Here is a 13,582-nt window from a genome sequence, read left to right as displayed (position 1 = left end):
TGCATTTATGATCAAAGAATCCATAGAGATTATTAACAAACTTGGCCTGCATGCGCGCGCCTCTACCAAATTTACCCAAACCGCCAGCCAATTTAAAAGCGAAGTATGGGTAGAAAAAAATGGCCGCCGTGTAAATGCAAAAAGCATCATGGGCGTGATGATGCTTGCAGCGGCTAAAGGGACTATTATTCAAATTGAAGCCAATGGTGAGGATGAAGTGGCAGCGATTAACGCCATTAAAACATTGATTAACAACTACTTTGGAGAGGGTGAGTAATTGCCTAGCTTTAGCATACACGGTGTTGGTGTTTCCAGTGGGATAGCGATTGGTCGCGCTCATTTGGTTTCCAACGCACTGCTGGAAGTGGTGCACTATCAGCTCACACCCAATCTGATCGACGATGAGATTAAACGCTTTAGCGAAGCTATTCAAACAGTTAAGCACGATTTAGAGCAGGTGCGCGCGCAGTTACCCAAAAATGCACCGGCAGAGTTGGCCGCATTCATCAGCACGCACTTGGCCATGCTCAATGATAAATCCCTGTCCGAAGCGCCCAAAGACATTATCCGTAACGAGCAATGCAACGCGGAATGGGCCATCAAACAGCAGATGGACGACATTGTTGAGCAATTTGATGCCATTGAAGACGCGTACTTGCGCGAACGCAAACACGATGTGGTGCAAGTAGTTGAGCGCATTATCAAGGTATTGTTGGGTCACCCTAGCCAATCACCTAGCCAGAGCAAAGAAAAGCAACAGCAGGAAAATGCGACTATTTTAGTAGCACATGATATTTCACCGGCAGATGCCATTCAATTTAAGCAACACCAATTTGCTGCTTTTATTACCGATGTAGGCGGCGTTACCTCGCATACCGCCATTTTGGCACGTAGCCTGAATATCCCATCCATTGTAGCGCTGCAACGCGCACGTGATCTGATTAACGATGGTGAAATCATCATTGTCGATGGCACCTTAGGTGTTGTCATCGTCAGCCCGAGCAAAGAAATACTGGCGGAATACGAACTCAAGCAAGACCAGTGGCAGCTTGAGCAACAAAAATTACAACGCATCAAATCCACCAAAGCGGTGACCATGGACGGCACTGGTATTGATCTGTATGCCAATATTGAAGTACCAGAGGACGTGATTACAGTCAAAGCATCTGGCGCTACTGGCATTGGCTTATACCGTACCGAGTTTTTGTTTATGAACCGCCGCGAAATGCCGGACGAGGAAGAGCAGTTTACCGCCTACAAGCATGTGGCAGAAGCCATGCAGGGCATGCCGGTGACGATCCGTACACTGGACCTGGGTGCAGATAAACAGATGAACCCGGACACCGTTTCCAACTGTGCAAACCCTGCGCTTGGCTTGCGTGCTGTGCGTTTCTGTTTGTCTGAGCCACAAGTGTTTCATACCCAGTTCCGCGCGCTATTACGCGCTTCGCACTATGGCAATATTAAGATTCTGATTCCCATGCTCTCTAACTTGACTGAGCTACGCCAAAGCAAAATATTGCTTGAACGTGCAAAAGAGTCTCTGCGCAAAGAAGGCACGCCGTTTAATGAGAAAATCACGCTCGGCGGCATGATTGAAGTGCCTGCAGCTGCTATTAATGCCGATGCGTTTGCCAGAGAACTGGATTTTCTATCGATTGGTACCAACGACCTGATTCAGTACACATTGGCCATCGACCGTACCGATGACGCCGTGGCACATTTATATAATCCATTGCATCCGGCTGTGCTTAAACTCATCCAAATGACGATTCAAGCTGCCGAAAAATACAACATCGGCCTCTCAATTTGTGGCGAAATGGCGGGTGATATCAAACTGACTCGGCTACTGATTGGCATGGGCATGCGCCAGCTTTCTATGCATCCTTCCAATATTTTGAGTGTGAAGCAGCAAATCCTGCATAGCCAAATTGAACGCCTGAATAAGCAGGTAAAAAAATTACTGAATTTAAGAGAAATCGAAAAGATTGAGTTACAAGTGATGGAACTGCACGCCGAGTTCTAACGTCTGTCAATTAAGCACGCTTTTATTTTTATCGCACAGGAGACATCCATGGCAGAAATTACTATCCCCAATAATGACGACAAAAACATTGCCACCATCACGCACCTAGGCGGCACCGTATTCTCGTTTATCCCAGGCTTGCTGGTATGGGCACTCAAAAAAGATGACAACGCATTTATTGCAGATCAAGCCAAAGAAGCGCTGAATTTCCAAATTACGGTTTTGATTGCTCAGTTTGTAGCAGGCATATTGGCGATAATACTGATTGGCTTTGTCTTAATGGGCATTATCTGGTTATTGAATATTGTTTTTTGCATTGTTGCCGCCATCTCTAGTAGTAAGGGTGAAACTTATCGCTACCCATTCTGCTTACGTTTGATGAATTAGCCGCAAGCCCAATCCGTTTTTAGTCGCCCTGATAATAAAAATTGATTGGCGCGATTAAAAACTTCAATCCAACGCGCAGAACGTTTAGGCGATAATCACCATCTACTGATACATATAGCGTTTTAAGGAAACAACGTGACGACTGCCAACCCATTACTCGATTTTTCTGGTTTACCTAAATTCAATGAAGTGAAACCTGAACACATTAGCCCGGCCATTGAAAGCCTGATTGCCGAAGGTCGTGCATTGGTAGAGCAGCTCGCCACTGCTAGTGAACCGCCAACATGGGAAAACTTTGCACTAAAGTTAGAAGACCATAGCGAGAAGCTTGGCCGTGCTTGGAGCCAAGTAGGCCACATGAATGCAGTGGTGAACAGCCCTGAATTACGCGAAGCGTATAATGACAATTTGGCGAAGTTAACCGATTATGGCAGCGATATCTCGCAAGATGAGCGCTTATATGCAAAATTTAAAACCATCCAATCCGGTGCAAACTTTGCAAAACTCACCCCGACTCAGCAGGCCATTATTAATCACGAAGTGCGTGACTTTAAACTAGGCGGCGCCGAGCTCCCAGCAGAACAAAAAGCACGCTTTAAAATCGTGAGCGAAGAGTTGTCTAGATTGGGCAGCAAGTTTGAAGAAAACATCATGGACAACACCAACGATTTCAAACATATCGTTGAAGACGTAGCTGATTTAGCGGGCATTCCGGAAGATGCGATTGAGGCTGCTGCTGAAGCTGCAAAAACAGACGGTAAAACAGGCTTTCAATTTAGCCTGCACTTTCCATCCTATATGCCTGTATTGCAATACGCAAACAACCGCGCCTTACGCGAGACCTTGTACCGTGCATATGCCACGCGCGCATCGGAATTAAGTAAGCCGGAGTGGGATAACACACAGCTGATTAGCGATATTTTAAAACTCAAGCAAGAAGAAGCACGGACATTGGGCTTCAACAATTATGCCGAGCTATCTCTTGCCACAAAAATGGCAGATACGCCCAAGCAAGTCACCGATTTTTTAGATACGCTGGCTAAACGCGCAAAGCCATATGCTGAAAAAGACATGCAAGAACTGTTAGCCTACGCTAAAAAGCTGGGCATTGATGACATGCAAGCTTGGGACGTGGCTTACGTGAGCGAGAAATTACGTGAAGAAAAATACGCGTTCTCAGACCAAGAGGTGAAACAATACTTCCCCGAAAGCAAAGTATTGGCTGGCTTGTTTAAAGTCACGGAGACTATTTTTGGTGTACAAGTACGCAAAGCCGAAGCGCCACTTTGGCATGCCGATGCTGCTTTTTATGAAATCAGCGATCAGCAACACAAACCTATCGCCTACTTTTATTTGGACTTGTATGCGCGCAATAACAAACGTGGCGGGGCATGGATGGACGAATGCATCACCCGCCGCAAAAAAGCGAATGGTGTAGAACTACCAGTGGCCTACCTTACCTGCAACTTCTCCGCACCAGTTGGGGGCAAACCAGCACTGTTCACACACGATGAAGTCATCACCATGTTCCACGAGTTTGGTCATGGCTTGCATCATATGCTCACGCAAGTGGACGAGTATGGCGTATCTGGCATTAAAGGTGTGGAATGGGATGCCGTTGAGTTGCCCAGCCAATTTATGGAAAACTTCTGCTGGGAGTGGGATGTGTTACGCCACATGACTGCACACGTAGACATTGGTGCGCAGTTACCACGCGAGTTATTCGACAAAATGGTCGCTGCCAAAAACTTCCAAGCCGGCATGCAAACCGTGCGTCAAATTGAGTTCTCACTATTTGATATGCGCTTGCATGGCGACTTTGACCCCAATGGTAAACAAACAGCGCTCGATTTAATCGAACAAGTGCGTGATGAAGTCGCGGTGGTACGCCCACCTAAATGGAATCGCTTCCCCAATAGCTTTAGCCATATTTTTGCCGGTGGTTACGCTGCGGGTTATTACAGCTACAAATGGGCAGAAGTACTGTCTGCTGATGCCTATAGCTTGTTTGAAGAAATGGGTACGTTATCTGCCGAAGCTGGCACTCGCTTTAAAAACGAAGTGTTAGCCAGAGGTGGTAGTCGCCCAGCCATGGAATCTTTTGTGGCTTTCCGTGGTAGAGAACCAAGTATGGATGCGTTGCTGAGGCATAATGGCATGGCCTCATAAAGAATCGTTACTTTAATTTGACGAGGAAAGCCAAGTTGCTGTAGCTTGGCTTTTTTACTGCACTATCCATAAACGCTACTTAAGATGAAAAAATATGCAACACGACTTTTGGCACGAACGTTGGCAAAACAACCAAATTGGCTTTCACTTAGCCGAAGCTAATCCGCTACTGGTTAAATATTTCTCTAGCCTGAATTTGCAGCAAGGTGCGCGTGTATTTATACCGCTGTGCGGCAAAACCGTGGATATTGCTTGGCTGCTAACACAAGGTTACTGCGTAGCAGGTGCAGAACTAAGCCAAATTGCGATTGAGGATTTATTTAACAATCTCCATTTGACACCCACCATCACCACCCACGGTGAAATCACACATTACAGTGCGCCGAATATAGATGTATTTGTAGGCGATATATTTAAAGTCACCGCTGCGATGCTGGGTAAAGTAGATGCTGTGTATGACCGGGCTGCTTTGGTAGCGCTACCGAATGAGCTACGCGGCAATTACACCACGCATATAGGCGCGATTACGCAACATGCACCGCAGTTGCTGATTTGCTTTGTGTATGATCAAAGCCTACAAGCTGGCCCGCCGTTTTCTGTAAGTACTGAAGAAACAAAGCTGCATTACCACAACCTTTACGACTTAATGCTCTTAGCCACCGAGCAAGTGGATGGTGGCTTAAAAGGCGTATGCCCGGCCACCGAACAAGTGTGGCTGCTTAAACCGCTGCGCCATTAGGCCATTGTGTTAAGCGGCGCAATCACATTGAGCCAATCTTGCAGACTCTCTACCACTTGATGGCAATGTGCACGTACGTAATCGCTCGGTTGCAATAAATCTGGCACCACCACTACCTTTAACCCAGCTGCAATAGCAGCGCGCGCACCCATCTCACTATCCTCAAACGCAATACATGCTTGTGGACTTAGCCCCAGTTTTTCTAGCGCCAACAAGTAAATATCAGGATTGGGCTTGCCGCGTTCAACCTCTTGCCCGCTGGTAAGATGGCTAAAATGATTGAGCACGCCCGCATGATTTAAACGGTGTGTAATGTGATGCATGGGTGAGGAAGAGGCTACGCTGCAGATGATCTGATTGGCTTGATAGTACTCCAGCAAAGCCTGTGCGCCTGGCTTGAGCGGAAACATATGATTGCGTTGTGCCAACAGCGCATCTAACCCCTGCATCACAAGGTTAAAATTTTCCACCCCATTTAACTGCTCCACCATAATGCGTTTGGAATCAGGCCCTGCGCGGCCAATCAGTTCCACATATTCGGCTTGCGTATAAGTAATCCCCACTTGCGCTGCAGCCTGGATGCAGGCTTGCATGATGATGCGCTCTGAATCAATCAGCAGGCCATCCATATCAAATATTGCAGCTTTTATCACGTTGATTATCTTTTTCGCAAAGGCAGGTGTTTGGTGTAGCGAGCGCTTATCTACAATATGCCTACGCTAATGTCATTAGAAACTAGGATTGAAATAGCAGTACTTTGATGGCCCAGCGGAAAATTGGGAAAAAGTCGCGCGCACTCTCAAACATCTCATATAGTTGACCAGCAAACAACATCAATAGCGGGTAAAAATACTCTGGTTTTCGTTCAGAGAAAGCCACCAATTTATCAACGGCTTGCGTATGAATGAGATAGGTATAACCCACCCAAGCAGAGAAACAGCCAATGGCCGCACCCGCCAACTCATCAGTCAGAAAGTGAAAGCCCAGCCATAACCTAGGCAGAGCAATAAACAGAATAGTGTATGCCAGCGCAGCCATTCCAGAGCGTTTGTGTAAAAAGTAGATGGACAATGAAATTGCGAAAAACAGAGAGGCGTGATCACTCGGAAAAGAACTCCACCCATTCAGTATCCATTCATTGACGCTATACGGCGCTTGTAAATGGAGCTCAGGGTCATAAATCGGCCTGTACCTAAAGGGAGACAGTAGCGCAATCGCGCGCGCGATAAACTCTGCAAATACTGCCACAATAAAAATCAGCAGAAAGCCTTTTTTCTTACTGATTAAATCTTCAATATTGCTTTTGAACCAAGCATAACAAATGATGCTGAGTAACACTGCCCCTTTAAACAAATGGTTGTGCGACACTTGAAAAACCAAGGCATCCACCACTGGCGTGCGGTGCACAAATTGGTTGAAGAAATAAGCAATCTGGTTATCAACAAAGTTACGCATATATCATTATCATATTAAATAATATCATTCTAAGTATCGGCATTATAAGCACATAGTGCACACACCGACAATCTGCCGCATACATAGCGTGCAACCGTTCGATTCACGCGCTTAAGCCTATACTTTTTATATGCATTCGCTTAATCTAAACGTATTCTCTAGCAACCATTTTTTGAGGCCGCCATGCGACAATATTTCATCTTACTTTTCTGCTTCACTTGCATTAGTTTCAGCGCCGTTGCGCAGGCGGAGGAAACCAGCGCGGAGGATATTGTGGCCAAAACGGCCAACGGTGATGAGGTCATTTTGCATCCAAATGGCTATTGGGAATTTGTAGATGCGCAAAAAGCAGCTGTGGCCAAAACCCAGGTAGAGAAAATCGCACGTGAAGAAGGCTGCCCACGTGGCACACGTGCAAGCTTTTTTGGTATAGGCCGCTGCATTGCTAACGATGACCCGGCACTCAAACACGGCTCGCGTGGTGGCAAAGGCTGGTAAGCGATAGCAATCATTTACTTAGCAGCACAAGACCTAATCACACAAAGCTTCTACTACCCCATCACTGCTTGGCTCAGGCTGGTTGACGAAGTCAACCATGCTAAAATCAACCTTATTTTTTTACGAGACCGCACCTTGAAACTCGCCACTTGGAATGTTAACTCTTTAAACGTACGGTTGCCTCATGTGCTGGATTGGCTTAATACCAACCAACCAGATGCGTTGTGTTTGCAAGAAACCAAACAAGAGGACAGCAAATTTCCATACGAGGCTTTAAAAGAAATCGGCTATAACGCAATCCATAATGGGCAAAAAACCTATAACGGCGTGGCGATTCTAAGCCCCCATGCGTTGGAAAATGTGCAGCGTGATATGCCAAACTTTGCAGACGAACAAAGACGTGTGATTGCTGCCACGATTCAAGGGGTACGCGTGATTTGTGCGTATGTGGTCAACGGGCAAGCCGTAGATTCTGATAAATATCAATACAAGCTACGCTGGCTACAAGCGTTTCATGCATGGTTGATCGATGAGTTAAAACAGCATGCTAACCTAGCTGTGCTGGGGGACTACAACATTGCCCCGCAAGATCGGGATTGCCATGATCCGGCAGCTTGGCTAGGGCAAGTACTAGTCAGCCCGCCCGAGCGAGAGGCATTTAACCAATTGCTCTCGCTAGGCCTGCACGACAGCTTTAGGTTATTGAATAATGAAGATGGACAGTTTACTTGGTGGGATTACCGCATGGCCGGGTTTAGGCGCAACTTAGGTATGCGGATAGATCATATTTTGGTGAGCACACCGTTAACATCTGCGTGCACCACATGTGTGATTGATAAAGCACCGAGAAAACTGGAGCGCCCAAGCGACCATACACCAGTCGTGCTTGAGCTAAACGTCTAAACTGCTAGCCCTTGATTTTAATACCTAGCTGCTTCAGCTTACGGTAAAGGTGCGTACGTTCCAAGCCAGAAATCTCAGCGAGTTTACTCATATTGTTGTGAATCAGCTTCATATGATGCTGAAAATAAAAGCGCTCAAAATCATCCCGCGCCTCACGCAAAGAACGCGTTAAGTCTATCGGCAACGGTGCAAGTGCTGCATGTTGCGGCGCTTGCTTAAACTGGTCTAACACACGTTGCACATCTTCCAAAGTGATGACCTCACCCAAGGTAGATAACATCAGGTTTTGCACTACGGCTTCCAACTCAGATAAATCGCCATGCCACTCGGCATTTCTCAGTGCATTGAGTGCGGCTATATCAAACGATTTATAACCTAGATTCATGGTCTCGACTAACAGGGTAGCCATGGCATTCACCAAATCGGGAATGTCTTCACGATGCTCATTCAAGCAAGGCACACGAATGGCACCGCTGGCGAGCACTTGCAATAAGCCCTGCTCCAGTGCACCATTTTCAATCAGTTGCGGAATACCAAACGTGGTGGCGCAGACCACGCGCGTACCCAATTTCTCGGCTTTGGCAATAATCAGACTGAGCCCTTTTTGCTCTGTCTTATTGAGCGCCGTCACCTCGTCTATAAACAATACGCCATCACGCACTTGATCCAGCACTTCCAGTGGCGAGGTGGCTAGTTTTTCATATTCATTCAGCGCTATCCACGGCGTGCCAGGTGCGCGTAAAAACTGTGCACATAGCTCAACACTACCGCCTTTTTTGCCTACCAACAGTAAAGTGTTTTTACTGCGCGATATTTGCTCTAACCGTTGTTTTAACTCATTGATAACAATGCTCTTACCAAAACTGGCCAGATTCATTTCAGTGTGTGGGAGTGTTTCACCATGCTTTAAGGCAGCAGAGACTGTTTTAAGTAATTTTTGTAGCGCGATAGGCTTCTCTAAAAAATCAAAGGCGCCTATGCGGGTAGCTTCCACCGCAGTATCAATGGTGCCATGTCCAGACATCATGACGACTGGCATCGTCAGCAAGCCAGAGTTACCCCATTCTTTTAGCAAGCTAATGCCATCGCAGTCTGGCATCCAGATATCTAGCAACACCAAATCCGGGCGTTCTTTAAGACGCTCTTCACGCGCAATGTGCGCATTTTCTGCCAAACGCACATGGTGCCCTTCATCCAGCAAAATATCACTTAAGAGTTCACGAATCCCGATTTCATCATCTACTACCAAAATGCTACGTGATGCCATTGTTATACTTCCCTCAACTTGCTTCTGTGCGTGGTGTTTGTTTCACGATATTGCTAGCGTTTTTCAACAGGCAATAAAATGATTATACAAGCTCCACCCGATTCTCTGTTTTCTATTTTAATCTGTCCACGCTGCTCTTCTATCATTTTCTTGACAATGGCAAGTCCTAGCCCCGTGCCATGCGCTTTGGTGGTGACATAAGGCTCAAACGCATGCGTCAGCAATTCCACTGGAAAGCCTTGTCCATTATCGGACACGGTGAGTTTGACTTTATCACCTTCCAATTCTGTGGTGACCTCGATAATAGGCTGCGCCTGTTGTACCAGCGCATCTTGTGCATTTTGAATCAGGTTGTGCAGCACCTGCCTTAACATGGTGGCATCCCCCATCACCGCAGGCAGTTTAGGCGTAAGCGTTAACGTCAGTTGCACACGTTCTTCACCGTATAAACTCGAAACATCCTTAATCAAACTATTCAGTTTTACACTGACCAAATTCAGCGCCGGCGTACGCGCATACTCACTAAACTCATTCACCATCGATTTCATGGCGCCCACTTGATTCACGATGGTATCTGTAGCCCGCTTCAGCATGGCGGCATCTGTTTCATCTAATTTACTATGCAGTTTGTGCTGTAACCGCTCTGCAGACAGTTGAATGGGCGTGAGTGGGTTTTTAATTTCATGTGCCAATCTACGTGCCACCTCTGCCCAAGCTGCGTCACGCTGCGCTTGCGCCATGGTCGTCACATCATCAAACACCACCACAAACCCGTTTCCGGTACCGGCTGGCAGGCGTGTTGCACGCACCAGAATATATTGCTTGCCGTGATTACCGGTGACTTCAATTTGGCGATTCAGCTCTAATCTAGCCAACTCTTTTTGTTTTGTGTCTTCAAAATGCACGCTGACCATCTCTACAAACTCTTGTAAAAATGGGTGTTGCGCAGTGATTTCCGAAAAGGCGCGATTCTCAAAGGGGACTAAATCAATGCCCAAAATATTGGTAGCGGTGTGATTAAAAGTGCGCAGTTCAAACTGTGCATTAATAGCCAATACGCCGGAGGACAAATGCGCCAAAATGGTTTCTAAGTAGGCACGCGCCGCCTCTACCCGAATACGGTTCTGCTCGGTGGCCTTAGTGGCATCGTCTAATTGACGTGTCATGCTGTTGAATGACTTCACCAACACCCCTAGCTCATCGTTACCAAACTGTGGCAACACATTGCTGTAATCTCCACTGGCAATGGCACGTGTACCTTCTGCCAGCACACTAATTGGCTGAGACAAACGCCGACTCAACAAAAAGGCGATGGCCAAAGCGGATAACATGGCCAGCATCAACACCATGGTCAAGGTCAGTGCAAACACATCTTTAAGCGAGCCACGGCTATAAGACAGCTCTTGGTAATCCTGATAAACCTCTTGCACCGCTTCTGCAGTATTTGATAAAGCTTTCGGCACCGGCTGCAATAGCTGCAAAATACGCGTTTCGCTGGTCATCCCCTGCAATTCCACAGGGGCGAGCACGCGCATATATAAGCCTTTACCTGGGATAGGCTCAATCTTGCCGTAGATGCGACGCTGCGCCTGTCTAAGCTGGGGAATACTCGGCAGCTCCGGCAAGAAGCTACTAGGATCCCCACTGGAGACAGATAAAATACCGCCTTGTGGTGTCAATAACGCGGCCTCTTGAATTCCGGATTTTTCGCGCAAATCGTTCAGTACCGCGTAATGTGCACGCGTGGGCTGGAACGCAAGGCTGGTTGCCATGTTCTCTGCTTTTTCTTCGATATCGACCAACATAATATCCAAAGCGCGCTGCCCTAAACTCAGGCCGCCATCCAGCGCAGACTCTACTTTTACATTAAACCAAGATTCAATGGAGCGCGTAAGAAAATTTACCGAAACTAAATACACCACCATCCCAGGCAAAATAGCCATGAGTGCAAACGCAGTGAGCAGCCTTAGGTTTAGGCGGCTACCAACCACCTTAGCCTTTGCATTTTTATACAAATGCCACACCTGAAAACCAATCACCCCTACCAACAAAATAGCCAGTGCGATGTTAATGTAAAGCAGATATTTGTAGTAATCCCCAGAGATGGAGGTATTGGAACTTGCAACAGAAAGCAAGTACAACAGCACTAAACTCATGCCGATGCTAATGAAAATAATAAACCGCATGGCGCCCTACTTGAGGTCTTTGACCGGCCAAGAATAAATAGGAGATGCTAGGTTCCAATTTTCAGAACTAATCGCATCCACTTGAATCGCCTTAGGCAACTTGCCTTTATCCAAACGCATCAGCAAGGCTGCCCGGTAAGATTCGCTTTTTTCTAGCTGACTTTTCACAGCCACACGCCAGTCTCGCACCACCGCTAGCTGCTGACGCGCTTCGTGTAGCGATTCAAACGACTTTTGGTGCACATCGTAGCTGACCAAATACTGTCGTGTCAGTGCATGGTAACTCAGTTGAATGGGCTTGCTGACAGTGACAATCTCATCATCAAACCAATATTGGCGCGGCTCTACAATTTGAAATTCCACTAAAAAAGTGAGCGGAACACCCTTATTAATCGCCTCTTCAATCGATGGTCCAAAGCTGATATCAAAATCGGCATTGAGAAGAATAACGTCTTCAGAAAAAGTTAATTCGGCGCTTTTTACATTGATGCTATTGGCGGCAGCAAACGCATACCAAGATACGGCGAGCAGGCTAAAAAAAATACTAAATTTTTTGCAAAAGCGCATAAAACAATCCGTCATGTAACGGGCTAGGAATTAACTGACCATTTAAACATCGCATGTGCTCATCAAGATTGCTTTCTACACGAACCGGCAACTGCTTTGCATCTACATGTTGTCGTAAAAATGCGTCAATTTGTTGTTGATTTTCTTCATCAAAGACCGAACATGTAACATAAAGCAATTTGCCGCCTTTTGCTAACATTTGCCACAAATTCAACAAAATTGCCGACTGCTGTTGCGCGAATGAGACAATATCTGCCTCGCGGCGCAGCCATTTAATGTCCACATGGCGCCGTACAATACCAGATGCGCTGCAAGGCACATCGGCTAAAATGCGGTCAAACAACTGTCCATCAAACCAGCCTTTGGCATTGGCTGCATCCCCCACTTTTAACGTGGCATTCAGCGATAAACGCTGCAAGTTACTCGCCACTCTATCCAAACGGCTCGCATCATTATCCAGCGCAGTCAGCTGCACATCAGCAAACTCCAACACATGTCCGGTTTTGCCACCCGGTGCACAACATGCGTCCAACACACGCATATCAGCACTGATGTCTAATAAATGCGGCGCCAATTGTGCCCCGTAATCTTGCACCGAGACCACACCTTCATTAAAACCGGGGATATCGCCCACGGCCATTGGTCTGTCTAGCCTCACGGCAAAGCTGCCTATTTGTTGGGCTTGAATACCGTGTCGATCTAGTAATTGCACATAGTCTTGCGTAGTGATTTTGCGCCGGTTCACGCGCAAGGTCATGGGTGGATGCATATTGCCAACCTGAAGCATGGCCTGCCAATCTTGCGGATATTGCTGCTTGAGTTTATTAATCCACCATTGTGGATAGGCATACTGCGCGACTTCATGCTGCATTACCTTTGGCATCAGTGCTGTTTGTTGGCGCAAGAAATTACGCAGCACCCCATTCACCAAGCCTTTGGCCCATTTAGGCTTTGCATAGCTAGCCGCTTTAACCGCTTGATTGACCACCGTAAAATCATCCGCTTTATCATGCAATAACTGATACAACGCCACCAACAGCAACGCATGCACATGCCCATCGGCCAGCGGTTTATCTAAGAGCTGATTCAGATAAATCTCCAACTCACCATAAAAACGCAATGTGCCATAACTTAAATCAGCCGCGGCGCCACGCTGTTGTGGCGTAGCCTGTGTAAAGCGCTGCTGCGCCAATGGCAATGCCAGTGTTAGATTTTTACCAGATAACACTTGATGCACCGCATTGGCTGAGATTTGTTGGGCGATATACACAGAATAAGCTTTACATGTTAAAGAGCGTTGATTTTACTTGATTCCCTTGTTGCTAGGCGCGCTATTGCGCAATTGACAATAAAAAAGGCGATGTCTCCATCGCCTTTTTACACAG

13 protein-coding genes are annotated in these 13,582 nt (G+C 46.7%); 7 read left to right on the top strand and 6 right to left on the bottom strand.

The window, feature by feature from the left end; genetic code table 11:
• Nucleotides 1–7 precede the first annotated feature (7 nt).
• From FG11_RS12965 to tmpT, 5 genes are all read left to right on the top strand, one after another.
• Nucleotides 8–277 carry an HPr family phosphocarrier protein gene (locus FG11_RS12965; protein ID WP_020183533.1) on the top strand — a complete coding sequence of 90 codons (270 nt, stop codon included), beginning with the start codon at nt 8–10 and terminating at the stop codon, nt 275–277.
• Complete coding sequence (gene ptsP / locus FG11_RS12960) at nt 278–2,026, top strand: phosphoenolpyruvate--protein phosphotransferase (RefSeq protein WP_047535545.1); 1,749 nt, start codon at nt 278–280, stop codon at nt 2,024–2,026.
• Nucleotides 2,027–2,074: 48 nt separating this feature from the next.
• Nucleotides 2,075–2,413 (top strand): DUF4870 domain-containing protein, encoded by a 339-nt coding sequence (locus tag FG11_RS12955; RefSeq protein WP_020183531.1) that lies wholly within the window; start codon nt 2,075–2,077, stop codon nt 2,411–2,413.
• Between the two features lie 135 nt (nt 2,414–2,548).
• On the top strand, nt 2,549–4,582 hold the full coding sequence (locus FG11_RS12950) for a M3 family metallopeptidase (RefSeq protein WP_047535543.1): 2,034 nt from the start codon (nt 2,549–2,551) through the stop codon (nt 4,580–4,582).
• 94 nt (nt 4,583–4,676) lie between these two features.
• Nucleotides 4,677–5,321 (top strand): thiopurine S-methyltransferase, encoded by a 645-nt coding sequence (gene tmpT / locus FG11_RS12945; RefSeq protein WP_047535540.1) that lies wholly within the window; start codon nt 4,677–4,679, stop codon nt 5,319–5,321.
• Here tmpT and FG11_RS12940 read toward each other — a convergent pair.
• The gene (locus FG11_RS12940; RefSeq protein ID WP_047535538.1) at nt 5,318–5,974 is read right to left on the bottom strand and encodes an HAD family hydrolase; all 657 of its coding nucleotides are present in this window, start codon (nt 5,972–5,974) and stop codon (nt 5,318–5,320) included. The genes tmpT and FG11_RS12940 overlap by 4 nt on opposite strands.
• Nucleotides 5,975–6,056: 82 nt before the next feature.
• The gene (locus FG11_RS13340) at nt 6,057–6,776 is read right to left on the bottom strand and encodes a phosphatase PAP2 family protein (protein WP_052185052.1); all 720 of its coding nucleotides are present in this window, start codon (nt 6,774–6,776) and stop codon (nt 6,057–6,059) included.
• Nucleotides 6,777–6,959: 183 nt separating this feature from the next.
• Between FG11_RS13340 and FG11_RS12930 the strand changes: the two genes are divergently transcribed.
• Nucleotides 6,960–7,274 (top strand): hypothetical protein, encoded by a 315-nt coding sequence (locus FG11_RS12930; RefSeq protein ID WP_047535536.1) that lies wholly within the window; start codon nt 6,960–6,962, stop codon nt 7,272–7,274.
• A 135-nt stretch (nt 7,275–7,409) separates the two neighbouring features.
• Nucleotides 7,410–8,177, top strand: a complete 768-nt coding sequence (xth, locus tag FG11_RS12925; RefSeq protein WP_025223583.1) for an exodeoxyribonuclease III — start codon at nt 7,410–7,412, stop codon at nt 8,175–8,177.
• Nucleotides 8,178–8,181: 4 nt separating this feature from the next.
• Here xth and FG11_RS12920 read toward each other — a convergent pair whose 3' ends face one another.
• The 4 genes from FG11_RS12920 to rsmB are packed head-to-tail and all read right to left on the bottom strand — an operon-like array spanning nt 8,182 to nt 13,467.
• The gene (locus FG11_RS12920) at nt 8,182–9,444 is read right to left on the bottom strand and encodes a sigma-54-dependent transcriptional regulator (protein WP_020183522.1); all 1,263 of its coding nucleotides are present in this window, start codon (nt 9,442–9,444) and stop codon (nt 8,182–8,184) included.
• A 53-nt stretch (nt 9,445–9,497) separates the two neighbouring features.
• Complete coding sequence (locus tag FG11_RS12915; RefSeq protein ID WP_047535533.1) at nt 9,498–11,630, bottom strand: sensor histidine kinase; 2,133 nt, start codon at nt 11,628–11,630, stop codon at nt 9,498–9,500.
• 6 nt (nt 11,631–11,636) lie between these two features.
• Nucleotides 11,637–12,197, bottom strand: coding sequence for a DUF4390 domain-containing protein (locus FG11_RS12910; RefSeq protein WP_047535531.1), 561 nt, complete (start codon nt 12,195–12,197; stop codon nt 11,637–11,639).
• Complete coding sequence (gene rsmB / locus FG11_RS12905) at nt 12,175–13,467, bottom strand: 16S rRNA (cytosine(967)-C(5))-methyltransferase RsmB (RefSeq protein ID WP_047535529.1); 1,293 nt, start codon at nt 13,465–13,467, stop codon at nt 12,175–12,177. The genes FG11_RS12910 and rsmB overlap by 23 nt, the downstream gene beginning before the upstream one ends.
• Nucleotides 13,468–13,582 lie beyond the last annotated feature (115 nt).

Source organism: Methylotenera sp. N17, from assembly GCF_000799155.1.
GTDB lineage: Bacteria > Pseudomonadota > Gammaproteobacteria > Burkholderiales > Methylophilaceae > Methylophilus.
This window is presented reverse-complemented; position numbering and strand designations above follow the sequence as displayed.

What these genes read in the sequence shown, in the direction of transcription:
- FG11_RS13340 (WP_052185052.1), bottom strand. Translation starts at nt 6,776, where the DNA reads ATGCGTAACTTTGTTGATAACCAGATTGCTTATTTCTTCAACCAATTT.
- FG11_RS12955 (WP_020183531.1), top strand. Translation starts at nt 2,075, where the DNA reads ATGGCAGAAATTACTATCCCCAATAATGACGACAAAAACATTGCCACC.
- FG11_RS12915 (WP_047535533.1), bottom strand. Translation starts at nt 11,630, where the DNA reads ATGCGGTTTATTATTTTCATTAGCATCGGCATGAGTTTAGTGCTGTTG.
- FG11_RS12930 (WP_047535536.1), top strand. Translation starts at nt 6,960, where the DNA reads ATGCGACAATATTTCATCTTACTTTTCTGCTTCACTTGCATTAGTTTC.
- FG11_RS12965 (WP_020183533.1), top strand. Translation starts at nt 8, where the DNA reads ATGATCAAAGAATCCATAGAGATTATTAACAAACTTGGCCTGCATGCG.
- FG11_RS12910 (WP_047535531.1), bottom strand. Translation starts at nt 12,197, where the DNA reads ATGCGCTTTTGCAAAAAATTTAGTATTTTTTTTAGCCTGCTCGCCGTA.
- tmpT (WP_047535540.1), top strand. Translation starts at nt 4,677, where the DNA reads ATGCAACACGACTTTTGGCACGAACGTTGGCAAAACAACCAAATTGGC.
- FG11_RS12920 (WP_020183522.1), bottom strand. Translation starts at nt 9,444, where the DNA reads ATGGCATCACGTAGCATTTTGGTAGTAGATGATGAAATCGGGATTCGT.